The organism is Streptomyces sp. NPDC047049, from assembly GCF_040643995.1.
In the GTDB taxonomy this organism is placed as follows: Bacteria; Actinomycetota; Actinomycetes; order Streptomycetales; family Streptomycetaceae; genus Streptomyces; species Streptomyces mooreae.
In genome coordinates, this window is the sequence record NZ_JBEYVM010000033.1 from 1 (window position 1) to 20,347 (window position 20,347).

Sequence of the window (20,347 nt, forward strand, 5' to 3'; positions counted from 1 at the left end):
CCTGGTGTGTGGACGTAAAGCGAAGCAGTCCACACACCAGGCCCCGGAGGCCCGTCACCGCACCCACAGCCCCGCGCAGCGGACCCGCCCGCCGCAGGCGCCACGGTGGGAAAGCAAAAAACGGACCGAGGCAAAGCGCAGCGAACCGGCCCGCCGCAGGCGAAACGAAGAGAGACCCCCACGGCGGGAAAGCCGAAAACGCGCAGGAATCACTCCGCGTACCGACGGAGGAACAACGCCTCCGCCAGCGAAAGCCGCTCCAGCTCCTGCGGAGAAACGCTTTCGTTGACCGCGTGGATCTGGGCCTCCGGCTCGCTCAGGCCGATCAGCAGGATCTCGGCGTCGGGATAGAGCGCGGCCAACGTGTTGCACAGCGGGATCGAGCCGCCCATGCCGGAGGTCTGCATCTCCTCGCCGTCGTACGCCTCGCGCAGTGCCGCGGCCATCGAGGTGTACGCCGGGCTGCTGGTGTCGGCGCGGAACGGCTGGCCCTGGCCGACTTGCTCGACCGCGACCCGCGCGCCCCAGGGGGCGGCGCTCTCCAGATGCGCGGTCAGCAGCTTCGTCGCCTCGGCCGCGTCCGTGCCCGGCGGCACCCGCAGGCTGACCAGCGCCCGCGCACCGGCCTGGACGGAGGGGGTGGCGCCGACCACCGGCGGGCAGTCGATGCCGAGCACCGTGACGGCCGGACGGGCCCAGATCCGGTCCGCGACCGAACCGCTGCCCACCAGCCCGACACCGTCGAGCACCTTGGCGTCCTTGCGGAAGTCCTCCTCGGCGTACTGGAGGCCCTGCCAGGAGGCGTCCGCGGCCAGTCCGTTGACGGTGGTGGAACCGTCCTCGGCACGCAGCGAGTCCAGGATCCGGATCAGCGCGGCCAGTGCGTCGGGGGCCGCGCCGCCGAACTGGCCGGAGTGGAGGTTGCCCGCCAGGGTGTCGACCTGGACCCGTACGAGCGTCATCCCGCGCAGCGTCGCGGTCACCGTCGGCAGCCCGACCCGGAAGTTGCCGGTGTCGCCGATGACGATGGCGTCGGCGGCCAGCAGCTCGGGGTGTGCCTCGGCGTAGCGTTCCAGGCCGCCGGTGCCCTGTTCCTCCGAACCCTCCACGATCACCTTGACGTTGACCGGTACCCCGCCGTGCTCCTTCAGGGCACGCAGCGCCGTCAGATGCATGATCAGGCCGCCCTTGCAGTCGGCCGCGCCGCGCCCGTACCAGCGGCCGTCACGCTCGGTCAGCTCGAACGGCGGGGAGATCCAGGCGGACTCGTCCAGCGGCGGCTGCACGTCGTAGTGCGCATACAGCAGCACCGTCGGGGCACCGTCAGGGCCGGGCAGGAAGCCGTACACGGACCGGGTGCCGTCCGGGGTGTCCAGCAGCGCCACGTCCTGGAAGCCGTCCGCCCGCAGCGCCCCGGCCACCCAGTCGGCGGCCGCCTCGCACTCGCTCTTGGGGAACTGGGCCGGATCCGCCACCGACTTGAAGGCCACCAGCTCGGCCAGCTCGGTCCTGGCGCGGGGCTGCAGTGCGGCGACGGTACGTGCGAGCGGGCTGTCAGACATGGAACGCTCCTTGTGGGCGCGGCGTTGTGCGTACGGGCCGTCCGGCCTCGTGAGCCGGACAGGCCGGACGTACGGGCATCAGTGCCCCCGATCTTCCCACAGGCCTCTGGCTCAACAGCGGCCCGTAGGATGCGGGCGGTACGCGCAGCCAGGCATCGAACGGGAGCAGAAGCACAGGTGAGCAGCGAGCACGCAGCCGAGGACAACCAGCAGGTGTGGGACGTCGTGGTGGTGGGTGCGGGGCCCGCGGGCGCCTCGGCCGCGCATGCCGCGGCCTGTACAGGACGCCGGGTGCTGCTCCTGGAGAAAGCGGAGCTCCCGCGCTACAAAACCTGTGGCGGCGGCATCATCGGGCCCTCGCGGGACGCGCTGCCGCCCGGTTTCGAGCTGCCGCTGCGTGACCGGGTGCATGCGGTGACGTTCTCGTTGAACGGCCGGCTGACCCGCACCCGCCGTTCCCGGAACATGCTGTTCGGGCTGATCAACCGCCCGGACTTCGATGCGCGGCTGGTCGAGTCGGCCAAGGACGCGGGCGCGACGGTCCGCACGGGTGTCACGGTCTCGCGGGTGGAGCAGCACGGCGCCGAGGTGCCGGACCGGCGGACCGTCGCGGTGGTGCTGGGCGACGGCGAGGTGGTGCTGGCCCGCGCCGTGGTGGGTGCGGACGGCAGCGCCGGACGGATAGGAGCCCATGTCGGGGTCAAGGTCGACCAGGTCGACCTCGGCCTGGAGGCGGAGATTCCGGTACCGGCGCCGGTCGCCGAGGACTGGGCGGGCCGGGTGCTCATCGACTGGGGTCCGATCCCCGGCAGCTACGGCTGGGTCTTCCCCAAGGGCGACACGCTGACCGTCGGTGTCATCTCCGCGCGGGGCGAGGGGGCCGCGACCAAGCGCTATCTGGAGGACTTCATCGGCCGGCTGGGCCTCGCCGGTTTCGAGCCCAGCATTTCCTCCGGGCACCTGACGCGCTGCCGCGCCGAGGACTCCCCGTTGTCCCGCGGCCGGGTGCTGGTGTGCGGTGACGCGGCTGGGCTGCTGGAGCCCTGGACGCGAGAGGGCATCTCCTTCGCGCTGCGGTCGGGGCGGCTCGCGGGGGAGTGGGCGGTGCGCGTCTCCGAGGCCCATGACGCGGTGGACGCCCGTCGCCAGGCGCTCAATTACGCCTTCGCCATCAAGGCGGGCCTCGGTGTGGAGATGGGGGTGGGGCGCCAGATGCTCAAGGTCTTCACGCGCCGCCCCGGTCTGATGCACGCCGCGGTCACCGGCTTCCGCCCGGCCTGGCAGGCCTTTGCGAAGATCACCCGCGGGACGACCACGCTGGCCGAGATCGTGCGCACCCATTCGATGGCGCGCCGGGCGCTGGAGGCGATGAACCGGGGGTGAGCCGTGAGGCACGGGTGAGGCGCGGCCCCGGCCGCACGCAGGCGATGGCGGGAGGGGCGCGGAGGGTATCGGCCCCCTTCGCCTCCCGCGGGCCCGGCGACGTCTCCCGTGGGCCGGGCGACGTGTCCGTCCCCCCCGGCCCACGTCCCGCCGTACTCCCCCGGGAGTACGGCGGATCACCGCCCCGGGCTGACGCCGCAGGCCTCCGCCCCGGTCTGGCGTGACGGTCATGGAGAACGCATGGCCGCCGTGGGCGCGGCGCGGCCTCGGCCCCGAGGGGTGGCCGGTGCCCCCGGCCGGGGAACCCCGGCGCTGGTCCGGCACGCGGCTGCCATGGCTCTCGACGCTCGCCGTCACGGTCTTCGTGCCGGCCGGCTCCGGCTTCGCCGGGCACGACCTATGAGTCGGGGCTGGTGCGGCCCGGCTGGCCGGGCTGAATCCAGACGACGTCCTGCGGGGACGGACCGGCCCCCGGCCGGTGCGGCAGACGCCGTAGTACGCGCACCACCTGGACGCAGAACAGCACCCCGCCGAGAGCGGCGCTCACCGCGAGCCACGGTCCGCGCCACGAGGCCGGCACCGGGCCCCACAGGGCCGCGCTGCCCAGCACCCCGAAACCTGCGGCACCCATGAAGGCGCCGCTGACCAGGGCAAACATGATCTCGACGGTGACCGCGTCGCGCTCGGCCTGCGTACGGCTGGGTGACATACCGACAGTCTCCCAGGGGGCACCGGACTCCGGCCCGTCTCCGGAGGAACGCGTCCTGGCTGTCTGCCGGTTGGGGCTGCCGTGCATCAAGAGCCCGTAAAACCCGTGAGCACAGCTCTCAGAGCCCGGCGCGCTCCCGCCACAGCTGGGGCAGGGTCTCATCGCCGGTGATCGTCATCGCGTCCCACGGCAGACGGTTCCACAGTGCGAGGTACAGCTCCTCGGCCGGGCCCTCGATCGTGCAGTCCGCCGGCTTGTCGGTGTCCGGTCCGTCGCCGCCGTCCTCCGTGGCGGTACGCACCGTGTGCGGCGGCGCGTCGGAGAGCCGGACGGTCCAGTCGGCGCCGGGTGCGTTCGTCGCGCGCAGCCGCAACGTCCGGGGGACGTCCGTCCGCAGCCGGCTGCGGTCACGGCCGTGAAAGCCCGTCAGGAGTTCATCAATTCCGTCGGCCGCGAAGGCGGACGGGAGCGGGGTGAGGGAGGCGCCGAGCGCCTGCTGTGCGTCCACGCGGTGCACGGAGGTCTCGTGCGCCTGCCGGCGGGCCCAGAACGCCAGCGGGGAGGGTGCGGGGAGGAAGGTCCAGGCCGCCAGGTCCTGCGGGGCGGAGTGCAGCGCCAGGACGAGGTGGTGATGGCCTTCGCGCAGCCAGGCCACCAGCTCGTCGTCGGACAGCTCCGGGGCCTCGGGGGGACGGCTGGGCTGCTGCACGCCTTGCGTCACGAACTCCGTCGCCCAGCGGTGGACCCGGCCGATGTGGGTGACCAGATCCCGCATCTGCCACTCGGGACAGGCCGGAATACGGGCATCCGGCCCCGCCTCCTCGGCGGCGTCGGCGAGCAGGCTTCCGTCCAGTCGCAGCGATTCGACGAACTCAGTGATCTCCATGGTCAGAAGTGTGCCAGCCGCCACTGACAACAAACCCGCGCGGGTCCGGGCGGCGGTTGCCCACACGCAGGGGAGCGGGCGGACGGCGTGCCTGCTCGTGGGGGCGCGCCGGCCGGTTCACGCCCGCCCGGCGCGGTGCGCCCCGCGGGTGGCGTACGCGATGACCGCGGCGACCGCGGCCAGCAACGCCACCGTCGTCAGGGCCGTCGGCAGCCCGGCCGCTTCGGCGAGGAAGCCGATGGCGGGCGGTCCGAGCAGCATGCCGCCGTAGCCGACCGTGGAGGCCACGGCGACCCCGTCCGGGCCGCCGCTCTCGCCGGCCCGGGCAATGGCGATCGGGAAGATGTTGGCGAGCCCCAGGCCCGCCACGGCGAAGCCGGCGCAGGCCGCCCCGGCCGAGGGGGCGAGCGCGCCCAGCAGCATGCCGGCGGTCGCCGTCGTCCCGCCCGCGATCAGTGCCCGCGCCGCGCCGAAGCGCTGCACGAGCGCCGTCCCGGACAGCCTCCCCAGGGTCATCGCCAGCGCGAACACGGCATATCCGGCGGCGGCCGTACCCGGTCCGGCGTCCAGGTCCTGGGAGAGGTGCAGCGCACCCCAGTCGGCCATGGCCCCCTCGCCGTACGCGGTGCACAGCGCGATCAGCCCGAAGACCAGCACCAGACCGCGGCCGCGGCCCGCCCGGCCGTGCCGCGGTCCGCTCTCCTGCGCCGCCGGCAGCCGCTCGGGGACGGCCGGGGCCGGGTGTGCGCGCAGCGAGTTCCCCGCAACGGCCGTCACCAGCAGGCCGATCGCGGCGAGCAGCAGCAGGTGAACGGTGGGGGAGAGACTGCCCGCGATCAGCCCGCCGAGGCCCGCGCCGAGCATGCCGCCGAGGCTGAAGGCGGCGTGGAAGCCGGGCATCACGGGACGCCGCAGCGCGCTGATGAGGTCGACCGCGGCGCTGTTCATCGCGACGTTGAGCGAGCCGTACGCGGCGCCGAAGACCAGCAGGACCAGTCCCAGCGCGGTCGCCGAGTGAGTGAGCGGCGGCAGCACGATGCTCAGCGCGAGGGCGGCCGCTGAGGCGGTCGTCACGGCGTGGCTGCCGAACCGCCGGCACAGCCTGCCGGTGAGCATCATGAAGGCGACCGCGCCGGCCGACACGCCGAGCAGCGCGAGTCCCAGGGCGCCCGCACCGGCGCCGGTCTGTGCCTTGATCGCGGGGATCCGGACCACCCAGCCGGCGAAGAGGAAGCCGTCCATGGCGAAGAAGGCCGTGAGGGCGATGCGGAGGCGGGTCAGGTGCGGATCGGCGGGAGGAGTGCGGCCCGGGTCCTTCGTCAGGGCCGCCCGTATTTTGTTTAGTGTCGGCACAAAGCCAGAATAGAGGGGTGACCCAGACTCGGACAACCAGGCTGGAGCGGGGCCGTGGCGCCCTCGGACCCGCACTGGAGCTCGTACACACCGGACGCGCACCCACCCGCGCCGTCCTGACCTCCGAACTCGGCGTGACCCGCGCGACCGCGGGGGCGGTGGCCGCCGAGCTCGAAGCGCTCGGCCTGATCACCGTCGACTCCCGGCCGACCGCCTCGGCCGGCTCCCAGGGGCGCCCCTCCCACCGGCTGTTCGTCGCCGAGAGGGGACCGGTCGTGCTCGCCGCGCAGATCCACGCCGACGGCTTCCGGGTCGCGCTGGTGGGCCTGGGGGGCCGCATCGTGGCGACCTCGACCGGCTGCGGCACCATCCCCGCCGACCCGGCGCATGTCCTCGCCGATGTGGTCGCGGCCGGCTCGGACCTGCTGCGCGAGACCGGGAGGCGCTGCCTCGGCGCCGGCCTCGCGGTGCCCTCCGCGGTCGCCGAACCGGACGGTGAGGCCCTTGCGCCGCTCCACCTCGCCTGGCCTTCCGGCGCCCCCGTGCGGGCACTCTTCCTGCGCGCGCTGGCCGACGCCGGCATCCCCGGAGTCACCACGGAGATCGGCTTCACCGGCAACGACGTCAACCTCATGGCGCTCGCCGAACACCGGCACGGCGTCGGCCGGGGCGCCCGTGATCTGCTCTGTGTGGCGTCCGGCCACCGGGGCGTCGGCGGGGCGCTGGTGCTCGACGGCCGCCTGCACAGCGGCAGTTCGGGCCTGGCGCTGGAGGTCGGGCATCTGACGGTCAACCCCGAGGGGGCGCCCTGCCACTGCGGCAGCCGCGGCTGCCTGGACGTCGAGGCGGACCCGCTCGCCTTCCTCGGCGCGGCGGGCCGCGAACCGGGCCCCGAGGTCTCCCTGCTCCAGCAGGCCGCCGACCTGCTGCGGGACGAGTACGCCGATCCGGGCGTCCGCTCGGCCGCCGATCTCCTCATCGACCGCCTCGGGCTCGGCCTGGCCGGACTCGTCAACATCCTCAACCCCGACCTCATCGTCCTCGGCGGACTGCACCGCGCCCTGCTGGAGGCCGATCCGGAGCGGCTGCGCGCGGTGGTCGCCGACCGCAGCCTGTGGGGCCGCAGCGGCGGGGTGCCGATCCTGCCCTGCACCCTCGACCACAACAGCCTGGTCGGCGCGGCGGAGTTGGCCTGGCAGCCGGTTCTGGACGATCCGTTGGTCGTCCTCGAGCGGTAACGAGGTAACGGGGCAACGGGGGGCCGCGGCATACGGGCGGGGTTCGGGGGCGGGCTGTCTGCGCTCCTGCTCCTCAAGGTGCAGTGCCCGGCCGACGTCCCGCCGCCGTCCTAGGCTGTGGCCATGATTCCCGAAGCGGTCGCGCGCAGTCCTTACGTCAGCCTCGTTACGTACCGCAAGAGCGGAACGCCGGTGGCCACCCCGGTGTGGGCGGTGGCCGACGGGGAGGAGCTACTGGTGTGGACGCGGGACGACAGCTGGAAGGTGAAGCGGCTGCGTCACGACGGCCGGGTGACCGTCACCCCGTGCGATGTCCGGGGCCGGATCGCCGAGGGTGCGCAGACCGTCGAGGGCACCGGCCGGCTCCTGGAGGGGAAGGGCGAACTCGACCGGGTGCGCCGGGCGATGGCGGGCAAATACGGGCTGCGCTTCCGGCTGATGGACGGCATCGGTGCGCTGGTACGCGGCGGAAAGCGCCCGCATGTGGGGATCTCGGTCACGCTGTAGGCGCCCGCCGCGCCTCCCGGCTTCGGTGCGGTTTCCCCGGGGCCCGCGCCCAGTCGGCGGCGAAGGCGCGGGCCGGGTTCGTCGTCAGGAACTGTGTCACCAGGTCCTTTCCCAGGGCGATTTCGAGACGTTCCCGGTGGTGGCGCAGCAGATGGGGCATGCCGGGGCCGCCGTTCACCGACCGGGCGCCGGCCGTCGTGGTGTCGCCGCCCAGCAGGATCCGGTCGCCGAAGCCCGCCTCGGCGAGCGAGGCCAGTGCGTCGGGGAGGCGCCAGTCGGTCGCGTGATGGGCCCGCGAGGGACCGTCGAACGCCAGGTATGCCCCGGCCTCCGCGGCTGTCCGGTGGGCGACGAGGTCCGGCGAGCGGTTGAGGTGGCCGAGGACCACTCGGTCCGGGGGGACCGCCAACTCGCCGCAGAGCAGGTCGAGTACGGCCGACGCACCGGTGCCCAGCTCCAGATGGACACCGATGACCGCCCCGGTCGCCCGCTGGGCCTCGGCGGCCGCTGCCATGGTGTGCCGGGCGTGCGCGTCCAGACCGTGGAAGCCTCCGGCCACCTTGATCATCCCGGCGCGCGGGCCGGTGCCGCCGATTCCTTCGGTCAGTTCGGCGACGAACAGCTCGGCCGGCCCGTCGCGAAGCCGCTCCAGCACCTCGGGTGCGTAGTGGGCCGCCTGGTGCAGCCCGGTGGCGGCGACGATGTGCACTCCCGACTCCCGTGCCAGCCGGGGAAGTTCGGTGGCACCCCGGCCCATGCCGTACGGCGTCCACTGGATCACCGCCGAACCGCCGGCCGCGCGGAAGGCGCGCAGCTCGGCGGCCGCGGCCCCGGGGTCGTCCAGTTCCTGGCCCGGCAACTGCGGGCTGCGCAGGAAGAGATGATCGTGTGCGTCACAGACGCCGAGACCGGCGGGGGTGATGTCGCCCAGGACCGTACGGATGGTGGGGGCGGTGTCGCCGAGGGGCGCAGGAACGGCGGGCGCGGTGTCGCCGGGGGCCGTCTGGGCGTTGGAGGCGGCCGGTGTGTCCGGCGTGTCTGGTGTACCCGGTGTACCCGGTGTGCCCGGCAGGGTCCCGTTCACCACTGCCGTCCCGTGCCGAGCCGGCCGGTGCCCGGGGCGGACAGATGCAGCACCTCGTAACGGTCCCCGACGGCCCCGGGGGAGGCGTGCGCCCAGAGGGTGAAGTGGACCAGCTCCCAGTGCCGTGGGTCCAGGGCCAGTGCGGTGGTGTGCACTCCGTCCGTCGTGGCCAGCTCCTCGTGTCCGGCCACCGCGCGGGTGATGACGGTGGCGGCGTCGGCGTCCTCGGCGAGCGTCTCCGTCCGCCGGGTGTAGGTGCGGGGCGGGGCGTCGGCGGCCGGGCCGGGGCGGTGGTAGAGGCCCTGCCAGTGCTGGACGACCGGCCGTCCGAAGTCGCGGACCACCCCGCGGAATCCGTCACCGAGGAGGAAGCGGTTCATGGCCTCCGGATCGGCCCAGAGGTAGAACGGCGCGTACTGATTGACCGGTGAGCCGTCGACCCCGCGCTCCCGTACTCCGTACGCCTTGAGGCCGAGTCCGGCGAAGTCGTCCAGAAGATGGCCCCTGGACTTCACCCGGTGCCGGATGATCTGCATGTCGTAGTCGGCGGGCAGGGTGATCGCATACTGCATGGCGTGCATGACGGGCTCCGTACGGTGCGGGGGAGGGGCGCTCAGCGGGTGGCGCCCGTGCCGGGTGTGACCTGTGTGGCAAGCAGGGAGAGCACGCCCCGTACGGCCGCGTCGAACGGCGCGGGGTCATCGGCAGCGCGGGCCAGGACGTAGCCGCCCTGGACGACGGCCGCGACGGTCGCCGCAGTGGCCGACGGGTCCAGGCCGGGGGCCAGTTCACCGCGCTGCTGCCCCTCGGTGAGGACTTCGCCGATCCGGCCCCGGAGCCAGCCGAACATCTCGTCCAGCGGCTGCCGCAGCTCGGCGCTGCGCACCACATCGCGGTCCTGCGTCATCCGGCCGACCGGGCAGCCGCGCAGCACCTCCCGCTCGCGCAGCAGATAGCCCGCGACCCGGTCGTACGCCGTGCCGGGGGTGCTCAGACACTCCTCGGCGGCCGCCTTCATGCCCTCTGCGGTGCGGCGGATCGCCGCCAGCGCGAGGCCGGACTTGCCGGTGAAGTGGTGGTACATGCTGCCCTGGCCGACGCCTGCGCGCTCCAGGATCGCCTTGGGGCTGGTGCCGACGTACCCGCGCTCCCACAGCAGCTCCTGGGCGCTCCGCACGAGGCGTTCCTGAGCACTGGGGGCGGCGGGGGTGCTGGGGGTGCGCTGGGTGCCGGGCAGCTCCTGGGTGCCGGGTGATGCCTGCGCGCCGGGCGGGTCCTGAGTGCTCATGGAGACACTGTACATACCAGTAGTTACAGAGACAACGAAGGTCGCGCCCGGAGCGGGGCGCACGGCCGAGCGGCGGGCGCGAGCGGTACGGCCGGAGCGGGGGCAGGGCGCCTCGCGTACTCCCCGCGTCGTACGGAAGGAGCCGCTGGCCGTACGGCGACCGGCGGCTCCTGAGGGAGAGGCTCGAAGGAGACCGGAACCCCGGTCTTCCCCGGCGCCGGGGTTCCGGCGCCTCCGTCTCCGCCGACGTGCCCTCGCCCGTCGCCGTGCTCGGCAGGCTTCACCTCGGGTGAGATCGGCGAGGAGGAGTACTGGCGCCGGCTCTCCGTCGTGGAGGAGCACTTCGGCGCCGGCCCCAAGGGAGGCACGGCATGACCGTGGGCGCGCCCGCCACGGGCCCGCCCCGTCAGCCGACCTTCGTGCCCCGTACCCGCGGGCACGGACCCGTCGCCGCACCGGCCGCCGTGCCGGTGCCCTCCAGCGGCAGGGGGGCCGGATAGCCGCGGACCGTAAGGGCCTCTTCGGGGGCGGCGGTCAGGGCCGGAAGAGTGAACCACACGACTTTGCCGCCGCCGTCCGGACGCGTTCCCCAGCTCTCGCTGAGCGCCGCGATCAGCGCCAGGCCGCGACCACAGGTCTCCCAGCTCTCCGCGACCCGGATCCGCGGCAGCCGGGGATCCTCGTCATGCACCGAGACCGTCAACTGATCCAGAAGAACGCGCAGTTCCACGGTGCACTGTTTGCTGGGGCGGGCGTGCCGGTGGACATTGGCGAGGAGTTCGGTCACTCCGAGTGCCGCCGGGTCTATCAAGGCGTCGAGATGCCAGTACCGCAGCTGCGCGGAGACGATTCTGCGCACATGTCCGATGCGAGCCGGAACGGCTTGGAGCTCCACCGTGCAGTGCCTGCTGGGCTGCCTGATCACGACCGCGACTCCCTGATGAGGCCGGGCGCCCCTCTCACCGGGCAGGGGCGAAGATCGGATCCAGCGATGCCTGCCGCACCACAGCTGCGCCACAGCGTCACCGCTGGTGAACCCTCAGTGATACGAGTCCAGGGTCGGTCAGCCGGTGCGCTCCCGCAACCGCACCTCCACGTCCGGAGGGCCCCGTCAGGTGCGTTGCGGACGCGCCGCCTCCAGGGCCTTGAAAAACAGTTCCGGGGTGCCCAGGGTGAGCGAATAGCGGTGGCCGTTGAGGGTGGCGAGCGCCCGGTCCCGCGCCGCGAACAGCGGTTTGTGGGCCTGTACGGCCTGCAGCGGGGCGCTGTCGATCTCGGTGCCGTAGCTGGTCAGCAGCACCAGCCTGCCGTCCGAGATGACGACCTGTCCGGCGCGGGTCAAGGACCGCAGCCATCGCTCGATCCGTACGCCGGTCGCGTTGAACTCGGGTTCCGCCATGCCGGCACCTCCTCGGTGAGACGGGCAGTCGCCCTCCACCGCCCCTTGAGGGGAAGTCTGCCGGTGCGGCGCCCGTCGCACCAGTGCCCCTGGCGCGCACGGCGCGCGACGACCCCGCCCCACGACCGCCTTGGGGTATCCCAAAGTGATGTTTATGCAGGTGAGAAGGGTGTGGGCGGTGGTTATAGTCGTAGTCCGCCCGCCGTTGTGCGCGGGCCTTCGATCCGCAGAGGAGCGCGCCGGTGAGCACCGCACAGCAGCCGCAGAGCCGGCCCGGCCAGGAGGCCGTGGCCGGTACCCCGATGCCGGCCGGGGCCGTGGCCGGTTCCCCGGCGTCCACCGAGCCCGTCGCCGGTACTCCGATGCCGACCGTGGACGGCGACCGCACGGATCCGGCCTACCGGAGCTGGCTCAAAGAAGCCGTCCGCAAGGTCCAGGCGGACGCCAACCGCACCGCCGACACCCACCTCCTGCGCTTCCCGCTGCCGGAGGAGTGGGGCATCGACCTCTACCTCAAGGACGAGTCGACACACCCCACCGGAAGCCTCAAGCACCGACTGGCCCGCTCGCTGTTCCTCTACGGGCTGTGCAACGGCTGGATCCGACCGGGGAAGCCCGTCATCGAGTCCTCCAGCGGTTCCACGGCCGTGTCCGAGGCGTACTTCGCCTCGCTCATCGGGGTGCCGTTCATCGCGGTGATGCCGGCCACCACCAGCCGTGAGAAGACCCGGCTGATCGAGTTCCACGGCGGCACCTGCCACCTGGTGCAGGATCCGCGGACCGTGTACGAGGTCTCCGCCCGGCTCGCCGCGGAGTCCGGCGGGCATTACATGGACCAGTTCACCTACGCGGAACGGGCCACGGACTGGCGCGGCAACAACAACATCGCCGAGTCGATCTACCAGCAGCTGCGGCTCGAACGCTATCCCGAGCCCGCCTGGATCGTGGCGACCGCGGGCACCGGCGGCACCTCCGCGACCATCGCCCGCTATGTCCACTACATGCAGTACGACACCCGCGTCTGCGTCCCCGACCCGGAGAACTCCTGTTTCTTCGACGGCTGGCTCACCGGCGACGCGCAGACCGACTGCGCCACCGCCTCCCGTATCGAGGGCATCGGGCGGCCCCGTATGGAACCGAGCTTCGTGCCCGGCGCGATAGACCGGATGATGAAGGTGCCGGACGCGGCCAGCATCGCCGCCGTACGCGCCCTGGAGACCGCGATCGGCCGCAAGGCGGGCGGCTCGACCGGCACGGGGCTGTGGAGCGCCCTGAAGATCGTCGCGGAGATGGTCGCCGAGGGCCAACGGGGGTCGGTCGTCACCCTGCTGTGCGACCCCGGTGACCGCTACCTCGACAAGTACTACTCCGACGACTGGCTGGCCTCCCAGGGGCTGGACATCACGCCCTACGCACGCACTCTCGACACGTTCCTGGCCACCGGTTCCTGGCCCGTCTGAAGTCAGGTTCCGGCGAGCCTGCGGTCCAGGGCCCGCGCCGACTCCCTGAAGGCGCGACCCAGGCCGGGCCTGGCCAGTGTCAGCAGAAAGCGGAACGGCGCCGGGCCGTCCGCCGCGAACATCCACCGCAGCCGGGTGCCGCCGTCCGCGGGCGTCAGCCGCCAGTCCTCCAACAGGGCCCGCAGGCCAGGGGCGTTGGTGGTGTCGACCCGGTAGGCGTAATGCGCGGCGGGCTCGGCCGCCAGGACCGTCTCCGTGAAGCGGGTGCCGCCGGTCAGCCACACCTCCCGGCGCTTACCGCCGTGCGTCGGCGCCGACCGTGCCACACCCGTGAACCAGCGCGACCAGCCCGCCACATCGTCCGCCAGTGCCGCATACACCGCCTCCGGCGGCGCGGTGACCTCCGCGGTGAACACCAGCCGCAGCGGGGCGGATGCGGTGAAGTCCAGCTCGACGGGGCGGAGTCGGCGTGCCATGGGACGAGCACCCCCTACGGGACGGTCGGCGGGCCTGCGTCGCTCACCATAGCTGACAGGGCGTCACATGTCTGTGCCGGTCAACGGTTCGCCCGCCACCACCAGCTCCGGCGGCAGCTCGGCGAACTCCGCGCGCGCCTCGGCGGACAGCCCGGCATCCGTCACCAGCACTTCCACCTGATCCAGCGTGGCGAACGAACTCAGGCCGACCGTGCCCCACTTGGTGTGATCGGCGATCACCACCACCCGGCGCGCGGACCGCACGAAATGCCGGTTGGTCTCCGCCTCCGCCAGATTCGGCGTCGACAGCCCCGCCTCCACCGATATGCCGTGCACCCCGAGGAAGAGCACATCGAAGTGCAGGGACCGGATCGCGGCATCCGCCACCGGGCCCACCAGGGTGTCCGACGGCGTACGCACCCCGCCGGTCAGCACCACCGTCGCGGCGCCCGCGCGGGGGCCCGCGCCGCCGCCGGCCGCCGCCCGCTGCGCGCCGTAGAACACATCGGCCACCCGCACCGAATTCGTCACCACCGTCAGATCCGGCACGTCCAGCAACTGCTGTGCCAGCGCGAACGCGGTCGTGCCGCCCGCCAGCGCGATCGCGCTGCCCGGTGCCGCCATTTCGGCCGCCGCCTTGGCGATGTCCTCCTTGGCGCTCAGCTCCAGCGCCGACTTCACCTCGAAACCGGGCTCGTGCGCGCTCGGCTCGCTGACCGGTACCGCGCCGCCGTGCACCTTCTCGACCATGCCCTGGCGGGCCAGTGCGTCCAGATCACGGCGGACCGTCATGTCCGAGACGTTCAGCTTGCGGGTGAGTTCATTGACCCGCACCCCTCCGCGCCGCCTGATCTCGTCGAGAATCAGGGCCCGCCGCTGCTCCGCGAGGAGGTTCTGGTTGTCGCTCACCCCGGCCCGTCCCTTCCGCCCCGGCTCGTTGCGTCGGGTCGTACGCGCTGGCTGCCGCCTGCGATCACTGGTGCCCTCATCCTCGCACGAGGCACTGACAGTGATGCCGATGACGGGGGAAGCGAGGGCCGGTGGCCGGAGTGGGTGCTGGATGTGCCGCGCGGGGGAAGACACAATCGGGGAGCGTGAATCCGGCGCCGCGCCGCACGGCACACCGCCGCACGGCACCGCACGGCACACCGCTCCGCCGCACCGCACGGCGCCGTACCGCACCGCACCGATATACGGGGTACGACCTCGGAGCACGATCTCAGAGCACGACGTCCGCGCGCGACAGCCGAGCGCGACGTCCGGGCACGACTACGGGGGACAACAGTGGAGACCGCGGACCCGACACCGCACGCCCGTCCAACGGACCGTGAGAGCACCGCAGACGGACCACCGCCCGCCGCGCCACCGCACCTCTCCCTGGAACTGCTGGTGCACGGCGTCGGCGGCACCACCGCACAGGAGATGCTCGGCGACCCGCGCGTCCAGCTGATCACCGGCGACGACACCGCCGCCTGCTACCGCCGCACGGACGACGCGGACGCCGAGCGGCGGCCCGACGACTACCGCGGTGAGCCGGTCCGTGAGGCGTACTGCTGGTCCAACCTCACCTCGGGCAACGGAGCCCGTGCCCTGTGGCTGCTCCTGGTGCCCTTCATGGTCGCCAACCTCGCCCACTGGATGCGCCCGGCCGCCCCGTCCGAGCACCCGGCCCAGCGGCTCTACGACCTGCTGGTGCGCATCCTGGCCCTCACCCTCACCGTCCTGCTCGCCGCCGCGGCCTGCGAGGTCGCCCTCGACCTCACGGCCTGGCAGTGCGCCGGCACCACCGTGTGTGCCGCCGGCAAATCCTGGATGGGCTTCCTCAGCCCCGACAACTCCGGCTGGTGGAGCGCCCCGGGCCGCCGCCTCGCACTCGCCTCCGTGGTGCCGCTGCTCGTCATCGGCTTCCTGTGGTGGCTCTCGCGCCGCACCTGGAGCGCCTACGAATCCGCCTCGCCGCCGCCCCGGAGGCCCGGCACCTCCCGTGACACCCCGGTCGCCGAACGCACCCCGCTCAGCCTCGACGGCTTCTGGTACGGCCGCCGGCTGGTCGCCCGGCTGCGCGCCGCCCACACCACGGCCGGCGTGCTGACCGTCGCTGCCGTCCTCCGCGCCGCCGGCGCACAGGCCGACGGGCAGGCGGGCGGCGACACCGCCCTCGCGGTCACCGGCCGGGCCCTGACCGCCCTGGTCATCGTGCTCGCGGCCGCCACCGTCGTGGTCGTGTGGCGCACCGCCCGCAGCGAGGCCGTGCCGGACGACGAGTCCGACCATCTGGTCGTGCGGGCGCTGCCGTTCGCCTCCCTCGGTGCGCTGGCGCTGATCGTGGTGCACACCGGCTGGGCGCGCCCCGGCTCGCACAGCCACGGCGCGCTGCCCGGCGCCGCCGCCTTCGGCGGTATCGCCGTCTTCCAGGGCCTGTTGGTCCTCGCGCTGGCACTGACCGCCTGGGTCCTGCAGCGCGCCGCCCGCGACGACACGCGCAGCGCCCTGCGCGGCATGGGCGGGCCCGCCGTCGCCCTGCTGGCCTGCGCGGTCGGCGGGGTGCTGTCCGGGGGAGTGGCCCAGCGCTTCGCGGACTGGCTGGACGGCGGGGCGACCCCGGGCCAGGACCACGCCCCCATCCCCGGACCGCCGGTGCTGCTGTCCTGGCAGGCGTCGGTCATCCCCGTCCTGCTGGTCGTCGTCGCGATCGTGACCGTGCTCGCCGCCGTCCGCGTGGTGATCGTCGGCGGCCGGGTGGCCAAGGACGTGCCCGGGCTCTACGACCCGCGGGAGCATCCCGACGAGCGCCGTACGAAGCGGATCGCGGGCACCATCGCCGGCGCCGGACTCACCGACTCCGCACCGGTCCTGGTCGCGGCCATCGCCGCGGTCACCCTCGTCCTCGGCGCCGGCGCGGTGGCCGGCGCCTGGCTCAGCGACCGGGCGCCGGGCCGCGCCACCGAAGGCGCGCCGCCGGTCGTGCACGCCGCCGCCGAGACCGCGGAATCCCTGGGCTCGTGGCTGATGAGCGCCGGCGTCATACTGCTGATCACCATGGGCCGGCGCGCCTACCGTGACCACTCCGCCCGCCGTACCATCGGCATCCTCTGGGACGTCGGCACGTTCTGGCCGCGCGCCGCCCACCCCTTCGCGCCGCCCTGCTACGCCGAGCGCGCCGTCCCCGACCTCACCTGGCGGATGGCCACCTGGACCGAGCGGTTCGACGGCCGGCTGGTGCTCTCCGGGCATTCCCAGGGGAGTGTGCTGGCGGCCGCCGCCGTCTGGCAGCTCGACCTGGTCACCCGCAGCCGGGTCGCGCTGCTGACGTACGGCAGCCCCCTGGAACGGCTCTACGGACGCTGGTTCCCCGCCTTCTTCGGGCCGCCCGCGCTGACCGGCCTGCACCGCCAGATGGACGACTGGCGCAACCTGTGGCGCTTCACCGACCCCATCGGCGGTCCGATCCGGCTCACCTGCGACGACGGCCGCCGGATCGACGAGGGCCCGCTGCGCGACCCGCTGGCCTTCGGCCGGTCCCTGCAGAACCCGCTGCCCGCCCAGATCCTGGGCCACGGCGACTACCAGGCGGACCCGGTCTTCGGCCGGGTCCGCGCCGAGCTGATCGCCCGGCTCGGTCCGGGCCTGCCGGGACAGCGGCCCGCCGACGACTGCACGGGACGCGGCGGCACCGACGACCGCACGGGACGCGGCGCCATCGACGACCGCACGGGCCGTCACGCTGCCGAGGGCCCCGCCGACGACTCCACCGACGGCAGTGCCGACGGCCGTCCCGCTCAGGGGAGTTCGGGCAGATCGTCCGGGTAGAGCAGGGAGAGGTCGTCGGTGCTCGGGGCGGCCAGCTCCGCCACCCGCCCCGCGTGCCGCTCGACCATCGCTTCGAAGGTCTGCCGTGCGGTGCGGCCGTTGCCGAACGACGGTCCCTTGGGCAGTGCCGTGAAGTACTTCAGCAGCGCCTCGCCGGTCCCCTCGGCGAGGCGGTACTCGTGCTCCTCGCCCTGCTGCTCGACGATCCGCAGCAGTTCCTCGGGTGCGTAGTCGCCGAAGGTGATGGTGCGGGAGAAACGGGACGCCACGCCGGGGTTGACCGCCAGGAAGCGCTCCATCTCGGCGGTGTAGCCCGCCACGATGACCACCACGGCCTCCCGGTGGTCCTCCATCAGCTTCACCAGGGTGTCGATGGCCTCCCGCCCGAAGTCCCGCCCGGAGTCCTCGGGGGAGAGGGCGTAGGCCTCGTCGATGAAGAGCACTCCGCCGCGCGCCCGGTCGAACGCCTCCTGGGTGCGGATCGCCGTCGACCCGATGTGCTCGCCGACCAGGTCCACCCGGGACACCTCGACCAGATGCCCGCGTTCCAGCACCGCCAGGGACGCCAGGATCTCGCCGTACAGCCGCGCCACGGTGGTCTTGCCGGTGCCGGGGGAGCCGGTGAACACCAGGTGGCGGCGGACGGACGCGGCCTTCAGGCCCGCCTCCTGGCGCCGGCGCCCCACCTCGATCATGTTGATCAGGCTGCGCACCTCACGCTTGACGCTCTCCAGCCCCACCAGGGTGTCCAGCTCGCCCAGCACCTCGTCGGAGGGCCGGCTGCTGACGGCCGGTTCCGGGGCTGCCGGGGCGGCCGGCGGCGGGACCTGCGCCGGGACGTTGCCCAGCAGCCCCGCCGTCTGCGTGGCCTGCTGCACCGCGGGGGCCGCCACCGCCCCGGCGGCCGGCGTCTGCACGGCGCGGCTCTCGTCGCTGGTGCAGTCCTGGACGGTCGGCCCGTCGCCCTGACCGGCGCCGCCCTCGGCGAACTCGTAGCCGCCGCGCGCGCACCGCTCCGTACGGCACCGGGTCAGCGCCGTACGGCAGCCGTCGATCACATGGAAGCCGAACCCTGAACTCCCGGTGACCCGGCAGCCCTGGAAGGTGCCGCGGCCCTCGGCGGAGACGTAGAAACCGGCCTCGGCCGGGGAACTGACCGTGCAGCCCTCGATGGTGGGGTCCGCGCCCTTGGTGACGATCACCCCGGTCTGCGCCCCGTCGATGGTGCAGTTGGCGAGCGTGCCGCCGCTGCCGTGGTCGCGGAACCACGCCCCGGTCGCCGCGTCCCGGATCCGGCAGTCGTCGAGCTGAACGGTCGCCCCGTCGCTGACCGACACCGCGGTGTTGCGGACCTGGGCGAGGTCGCAGTCCACGACATCGGCGCGGGAGCCCCGGTCCAGCACGAACAGGGCGTCCGGCACATCGTGCACCCGCGTCGAGTCCAGCAGGGCGGTGGCGCCGTCACTGACCCATACCGCCGGATAGTCGCCCGTACTGTCATGGATCTCGCACTGGTTGGCGTCCACCCGCGTGCCCGGGTCCCATACGGACAGGCCGTTGCGTCCGAAGTGCCGGACCGTGCTGCGGGTCAGCGTCAGCACCGAACGCGAGCGCAGATCGACCGCGTTCTCCGGGACGTCGTGGATGTCGCAGTCGGCGAGCGTGAGCACCGCATCGGTGTCCAGGGTGACGCCGTCGGCGGAGGTGCGGTGCACCGTGCAGTCGGTGAGGTGGCCGGTGGCCCGCGAGGCCACCTGGATCCCGGCGCCCTTGATCTCGTACAGCTCGCAGCCCACCGCCTCGACCGCGCTGCCCTCGCCGTTGACCGACAGGCCGGCGCCCGAGGCATGGTGGATCCGGCAGTTCTCCAGCCGCGGATGGGCCCCGCCGCGCACCGCCACCCCGGTCTGCCCGGCGGCCATCACCTCGCACTCCTCGAAGACGCCGCCCGCGCCGTCCAGGACGCTGATGCCGACGCCGCCCGCATTGTCGACCGTGCAGCGCCGCACCGTCGGGCGGGCGCCCCCGCGGACCTCGATCCCGGACGCCGAGCGGGTGACCACCCGCAGACCGGTCAGCTCCGGGGCGCCGTCCTCCACCAGCAGCGCGGGCGAGGCGGAGTCCGTCGCCTCCAGATGCAGATCGTGGACGGTGGCCGAGGCGCGCACCGTCAGCGCCACACCGTCGGCCGGGGCGATCCGCACCGACCCGCGTGCTCCGTCCGGGCCGCGCAGGGTCACCGCGCGCACCAGCACCAGATTCTCGCGGTAGGTGCCGGCCGGGACCGTCAGCACATCACCGTCCCCGGCGGCCTCCAGGGCGGCGGCGAGCGAGCTGTACTCCCCCGTGCGGCGTCGCCAACGCGACGTTCCGGAGTGCGTCACCTGGACCGAGCCCTGTGCCATGGCGCTGTCGTGCCCCCACCTCGTGCGGCTGTTGTCGGCCCGGCACCATTCGTCCGCGGATGTCCGCTTTCCGGTCTGCGGGGCCCCAGCCGAGAGGCTGGCGCCACCACCGTAGCGCGCTCGGCGGGCGGCAGTTGACACGGTCGGGCGCCCCGGCGGGCGGCCTGATCAACTCCCCGCGCCGGCCCGGCCCCAGTCCTGTCCGGCCCGTTCCCACTCCTCGTCCCAGCGGCGGAAACGACGCACCATCAGCTGCCAGACGACCATCCGCCGGGCACCCTCGATCATCATGCCGACGCCGGTCGTGGTGCCCAGACCGGCCAGCACCGCATGCGTGGCCGCCGTGTCGGCGTCCATCGGCCGCGGCACCACCCGGCCGCGGCCGTCCGTCCAGATCCGGAACCGCTCACCGGTCTCCACCGGGCGCGGAGCCGCGAGCTGCCCGAGGTGCGCGGTGCCGTCCGGGGCCGTCCAGCGGGCGAGGACCCGGCGGTGCGCATCGCGCTGCGACGAGGTCTCGGGATCGGGGTCGAGCGGGGTCCGGGAGACCAGGCGGTCGACCGTGACCCACTCCAGATGCCGCTGCTGGTGCTGTATCCGTACGGTCGTCAGCAGCGCGCCGTGTGCGGTCCGTCCGGCGAACCAGCCCACGGAGGTCGCCCCGAAGACGATCAGCACGGCGGCGGCCAGCGCCACCCAGGCCTCGATCCGATCGGTCCGGCGCCGCAGCGGATTGCGCCGCCAGCGCCATACGCCTCTCATCGCTCGCATCGTGCCCCCTCTCCGT

Annotated in this window: 19 protein-coding genes and 1 pseudogene; 7 read left to right on the forward strand and 13 right to left on the reverse strand. The window is 73.4% G+C overall.

All coding sequences use genetic code 11. From position 1 onward, the window contains the following. Positions 1–209 precede the first annotated feature (209 nt). Positions 210–1,562 (reverse strand): dipeptidase, encoded by a 1,353-nt coding sequence (locus ABZ851_RS36220; RefSeq protein ID WP_361136804.1) that lies wholly within the window; start codon positions 1,560–1,562, stop codon positions 210–212. A gap of 177 nt (positions 1,563–1,739) precedes the next feature. Here ABZ851_RS36220 and ABZ851_RS36225 point away from each other — a divergent pair, with 177 nt between their 5' ends. Then, entirely contained in the window at positions 1,740–2,945 is a 1,206-nt protein-coding gene (locus tag ABZ851_RS36225; RefSeq protein ID WP_088796621.1) for a geranylgeranyl reductase family protein, read from the forward strand. A 229-nt stretch (positions 2,946–3,174) separates the two neighbouring features. Further along, complete coding sequence (locus tag ABZ851_RS36230) at positions 3,175–3,348, forward strand: hypothetical protein (RefSeq protein ID WP_361136806.1); 174 nt, start codon at positions 3,175–3,177, stop codon at positions 3,346–3,348. Here the strand turns inward: ABZ851_RS36230 and ABZ851_RS36235 are convergent. From ABZ851_RS36235 to ABZ851_RS36245, 3 genes are all read right to left on the reverse strand, one after another. Then, on the reverse strand, positions 3,343–3,654 hold the full coding sequence (locus ABZ851_RS36235) for a DUF6332 family protein (RefSeq protein ID WP_361136808.1): 312 nt from the start codon (positions 3,652–3,654) through the stop codon (positions 3,343–3,345). The genes ABZ851_RS36230 and ABZ851_RS36235 overlap by 6 nt on opposite strands. A gap of 118 nt (positions 3,655–3,772) precedes the next feature. Next, a complete protein-coding gene (locus tag ABZ851_RS36240; protein WP_361136810.1) occupies positions 3,773–4,540 on the reverse strand; it encodes a maleylpyruvate isomerase family mycothiol-dependent enzyme in 768 nt (255 codons plus the stop codon). Between the two features lie 117 nt (positions 4,541–4,657). Continuing rightward, positions 4,658–5,893, reverse strand: a complete 1,236-nt coding sequence (locus ABZ851_RS36245; RefSeq protein ID WP_361136812.1) for an MFS transporter — start codon at positions 5,891–5,893, stop codon at positions 4,658–4,660. Between the two features lie 17 nt (positions 5,894–5,910). On the opposite strand from ABZ851_RS36245, the gene ABZ851_RS36250 reads away from it, so the two are divergent. Further along, positions 5,911–7,131: an ROK family protein gene (locus ABZ851_RS36250; RefSeq protein WP_336048884.1), complete on the forward strand. Its 1,221-nt coding sequence runs from the start codon at positions 5,911–5,913 to the stop codon at positions 7,129–7,131. A 123-nt stretch (positions 7,132–7,254) separates the two neighbouring features. Next, positions 7,255–7,638, forward strand: coding sequence for a PPOX class F420-dependent oxidoreductase (locus ABZ851_RS36255; protein ID WP_361136814.1), 384 nt, complete (start codon positions 7,255–7,257; stop codon positions 7,636–7,638). Here ABZ851_RS36255 and ABZ851_RS36260 read toward each other — a convergent pair. From ABZ851_RS36260 to ABZ851_RS36270, 3 genes are all read right to left on the reverse strand, one after another. Beyond that, entirely contained in the window at positions 7,628–8,581 is a 954-nt protein-coding gene (locus ABZ851_RS36260; protein WP_361136874.1) for a phosphotriesterase, read from the reverse strand. The two genes, ABZ851_RS36255 and ABZ851_RS36260, sit on opposite strands and share 11 nt — an antisense overlap. Before the next feature lie 137 nt (positions 8,582–8,718). Continuing rightward, a complete protein-coding gene (locus ABZ851_RS36265) occupies positions 8,719–9,303 on the reverse strand; it encodes a DUF4865 family protein (protein ID WP_361136816.1) in 585 nt (194 codons plus the stop codon). A gap of 32 nt (positions 9,304–9,335) precedes the next feature. Beyond that, positions 9,336–10,010 (reverse strand): TetR/AcrR family transcriptional regulator, encoded by a 675-nt coding sequence (locus tag ABZ851_RS36270; RefSeq protein ID WP_361136818.1) that lies wholly within the window; start codon positions 10,008–10,010, stop codon positions 9,336–9,338. Positions 10,011–10,264: 254 nt separating this feature from the next. Between ABZ851_RS36270 and ABZ851_RS36275 the strand changes: the two are divergent. Then, a pseudogene (locus ABZ851_RS36275) lies at positions 10,265–10,385 on the forward strand (SHOCT domain-containing protein); the annotation flags it as partial. Positions 10,386–10,416: 31 nt separating this feature from the next. Here the strand turns inward: ABZ851_RS36275 and ABZ851_RS36280 are convergent. Together ABZ851_RS36280 and ABZ851_RS36285 are read right to left on the reverse strand one after the other, a co-directional pair. Next, on the reverse strand, positions 10,417–10,935 hold the full coding sequence (locus ABZ851_RS36280; protein WP_361136820.1) for an ATP-binding protein: 519 nt from the start codon (positions 10,933–10,935) through the stop codon (positions 10,417–10,419). A gap of 186 nt (positions 10,936–11,121) precedes the next feature. Then, a complete protein-coding gene (locus ABZ851_RS36285) occupies positions 11,122–11,409 on the reverse strand; it encodes a hypothetical protein (RefSeq protein WP_088796612.1) in 288 nt (95 codons plus the stop codon). A 362-nt stretch (positions 11,410–11,771) separates the two neighbouring features. Here ABZ851_RS36285 and ABZ851_RS36290 point away from each other — a divergent pair, with 362 nt between their 5' ends. Continuing rightward, on the forward strand, positions 11,772–12,869 hold the full coding sequence (locus tag ABZ851_RS36290) for a PLP-dependent cysteine synthase family protein (protein WP_088801909.1): 1,098 nt from the start codon (positions 11,772–11,774) through the stop codon (positions 12,867–12,869). Positions 12,870–12,871: 2 nt separating this feature from the next. Here the strand turns inward: ABZ851_RS36290 and ABZ851_RS36295 are convergent, their stop codons facing one another. Both ABZ851_RS36295 and ABZ851_RS36300 read right to left on the reverse strand, forming a co-directional pair. Beyond that, positions 12,872–13,345, reverse strand: a complete 474-nt coding sequence (locus tag ABZ851_RS36295; RefSeq protein ID WP_361136822.1) for an SRPBCC family protein — start codon at positions 13,343–13,345, stop codon at positions 12,872–12,874. A 63-nt stretch (positions 13,346–13,408) separates the two neighbouring features. Beyond that, positions 13,409–14,254, reverse strand: a complete 846-nt coding sequence (locus ABZ851_RS36300) for a DeoR/GlpR family DNA-binding transcription regulator (RefSeq protein WP_361136824.1) — start codon at positions 14,252–14,254, stop codon at positions 13,409–13,411. A gap of 513 nt (positions 14,255–14,767) precedes the next feature. Between ABZ851_RS36300 and ABZ851_RS36305 the strand changes: the two genes are divergently transcribed. Further along, on the forward strand, positions 14,768–17,155 hold the full coding sequence (locus ABZ851_RS36305; RefSeq protein ID WP_361136876.1) for a hypothetical protein: 2,388 nt from the start codon (positions 14,768–14,770) through the stop codon (positions 17,153–17,155). Here the strand turns inward: ABZ851_RS36305 and ABZ851_RS36310 are convergent. Continuing rightward, the gene (locus ABZ851_RS36310; protein WP_361136826.1) at positions 17,125–19,560 is read right to left on the reverse strand and encodes a right-handed parallel beta-helix repeat-containing protein; all 2,436 of its coding nucleotides are present in this window, start codon (positions 19,558–19,560) and stop codon (positions 17,125–17,127) included. The two genes, ABZ851_RS36305 and ABZ851_RS36310, sit on opposite strands and share 31 nt — an antisense overlap. 168 nt (positions 19,561–19,728) lie before the next feature. After that, positions 19,729–20,322: a hypothetical protein gene (locus tag ABZ851_RS36315; RefSeq protein ID WP_361136828.1), complete on the reverse strand. Its 594-nt coding sequence runs from the start codon at positions 20,320–20,322 to the stop codon at positions 19,729–19,731. Positions 20,323–20,347: the final 25 nt, after the last annotated feature.

Bases quoted from the DNA above. Each gene is read 5' to 3' on its own strand.
- ABZ851_RS36240 (WP_361136810.1), bottom strand. From the start codon at position 4,540: ATGGAGATCACTGAGTTCGTCGAATCGCTGCGACTGGACGGAAGCCTG.
- ABZ851_RS36255 (WP_361136814.1), top strand. From the start codon at position 7,255: ATGATTCCCGAAGCGGTCGCGCGCAGTCCTTACGTCAGCCTCGTTACG.
- ABZ851_RS36295 (WP_361136822.1), bottom strand. From the start codon at position 13,345: ATGGCACGCCGACTCCGCCCCGTCGAGCTGGACTTCACCGCATCCGCC.
- ABZ851_RS36230 (WP_361136806.1), top strand. From the start codon at position 3,175: ATGGAGAACGCATGGCCGCCGTGGGCGCGGCGCGGCCTCGGCCCCGAG.
- ABZ851_RS36265 (WP_361136816.1), bottom strand. From the start codon at position 9,303: ATGCACGCCATGCAGTATGCGATCACCCTGCCCGCCGACTACGACATG.
- ABZ851_RS36270 (WP_361136818.1), bottom strand. From the start codon at position 10,010: ATGAGCACTCAGGACCCGCCCGGCGCGCAGGCATCACCCGGCACCCAG.
- ABZ851_RS36315 (WP_361136828.1), bottom strand. From the start codon at position 20,322: ATGAGAGGCGTATGGCGCTGGCGGCGCAATCCGCTGCGGCGCCGGACC.
- ABZ851_RS36290 (WP_088801909.1), top strand. From the start codon at position 11,772: ATGCCGACCGTGGACGGCGACCGCACGGATCCGGCCTACCGGAGCTGG.
- ABZ851_RS36305 (WP_361136876.1), top strand. From the start codon at position 14,768: ATGCTCGGCGACCCGCGCGTCCAGCTGATCACCGGCGACGACACCGCC.
- ABZ851_RS36310 (WP_361136826.1), bottom strand. From the start codon at position 19,560: ATGGCACAGGGCTCGGTCCAGGTGACGCACTCCGGAACGTCGCGTTGG.
- ABZ851_RS36285 (WP_088796612.1), bottom strand. From the start codon at position 11,409: ATGGCGGAACCCGAGTTCAACGCGACCGGCGTACGGATCGAGCGATGG.
- ABZ851_RS36220 (WP_361136804.1), bottom strand. From the start codon at position 1,562: ATGTCTGACAGCCCGCTCGCACGTACCGTCGCCGCACTGCAGCCCCGC.
- ABZ851_RS36235 (WP_361136808.1), bottom strand. From the start codon at position 3,654: ATGTCACCCAGCCGTACGCAGGCCGAGCGCGACGCGGTCACCGTCGAG.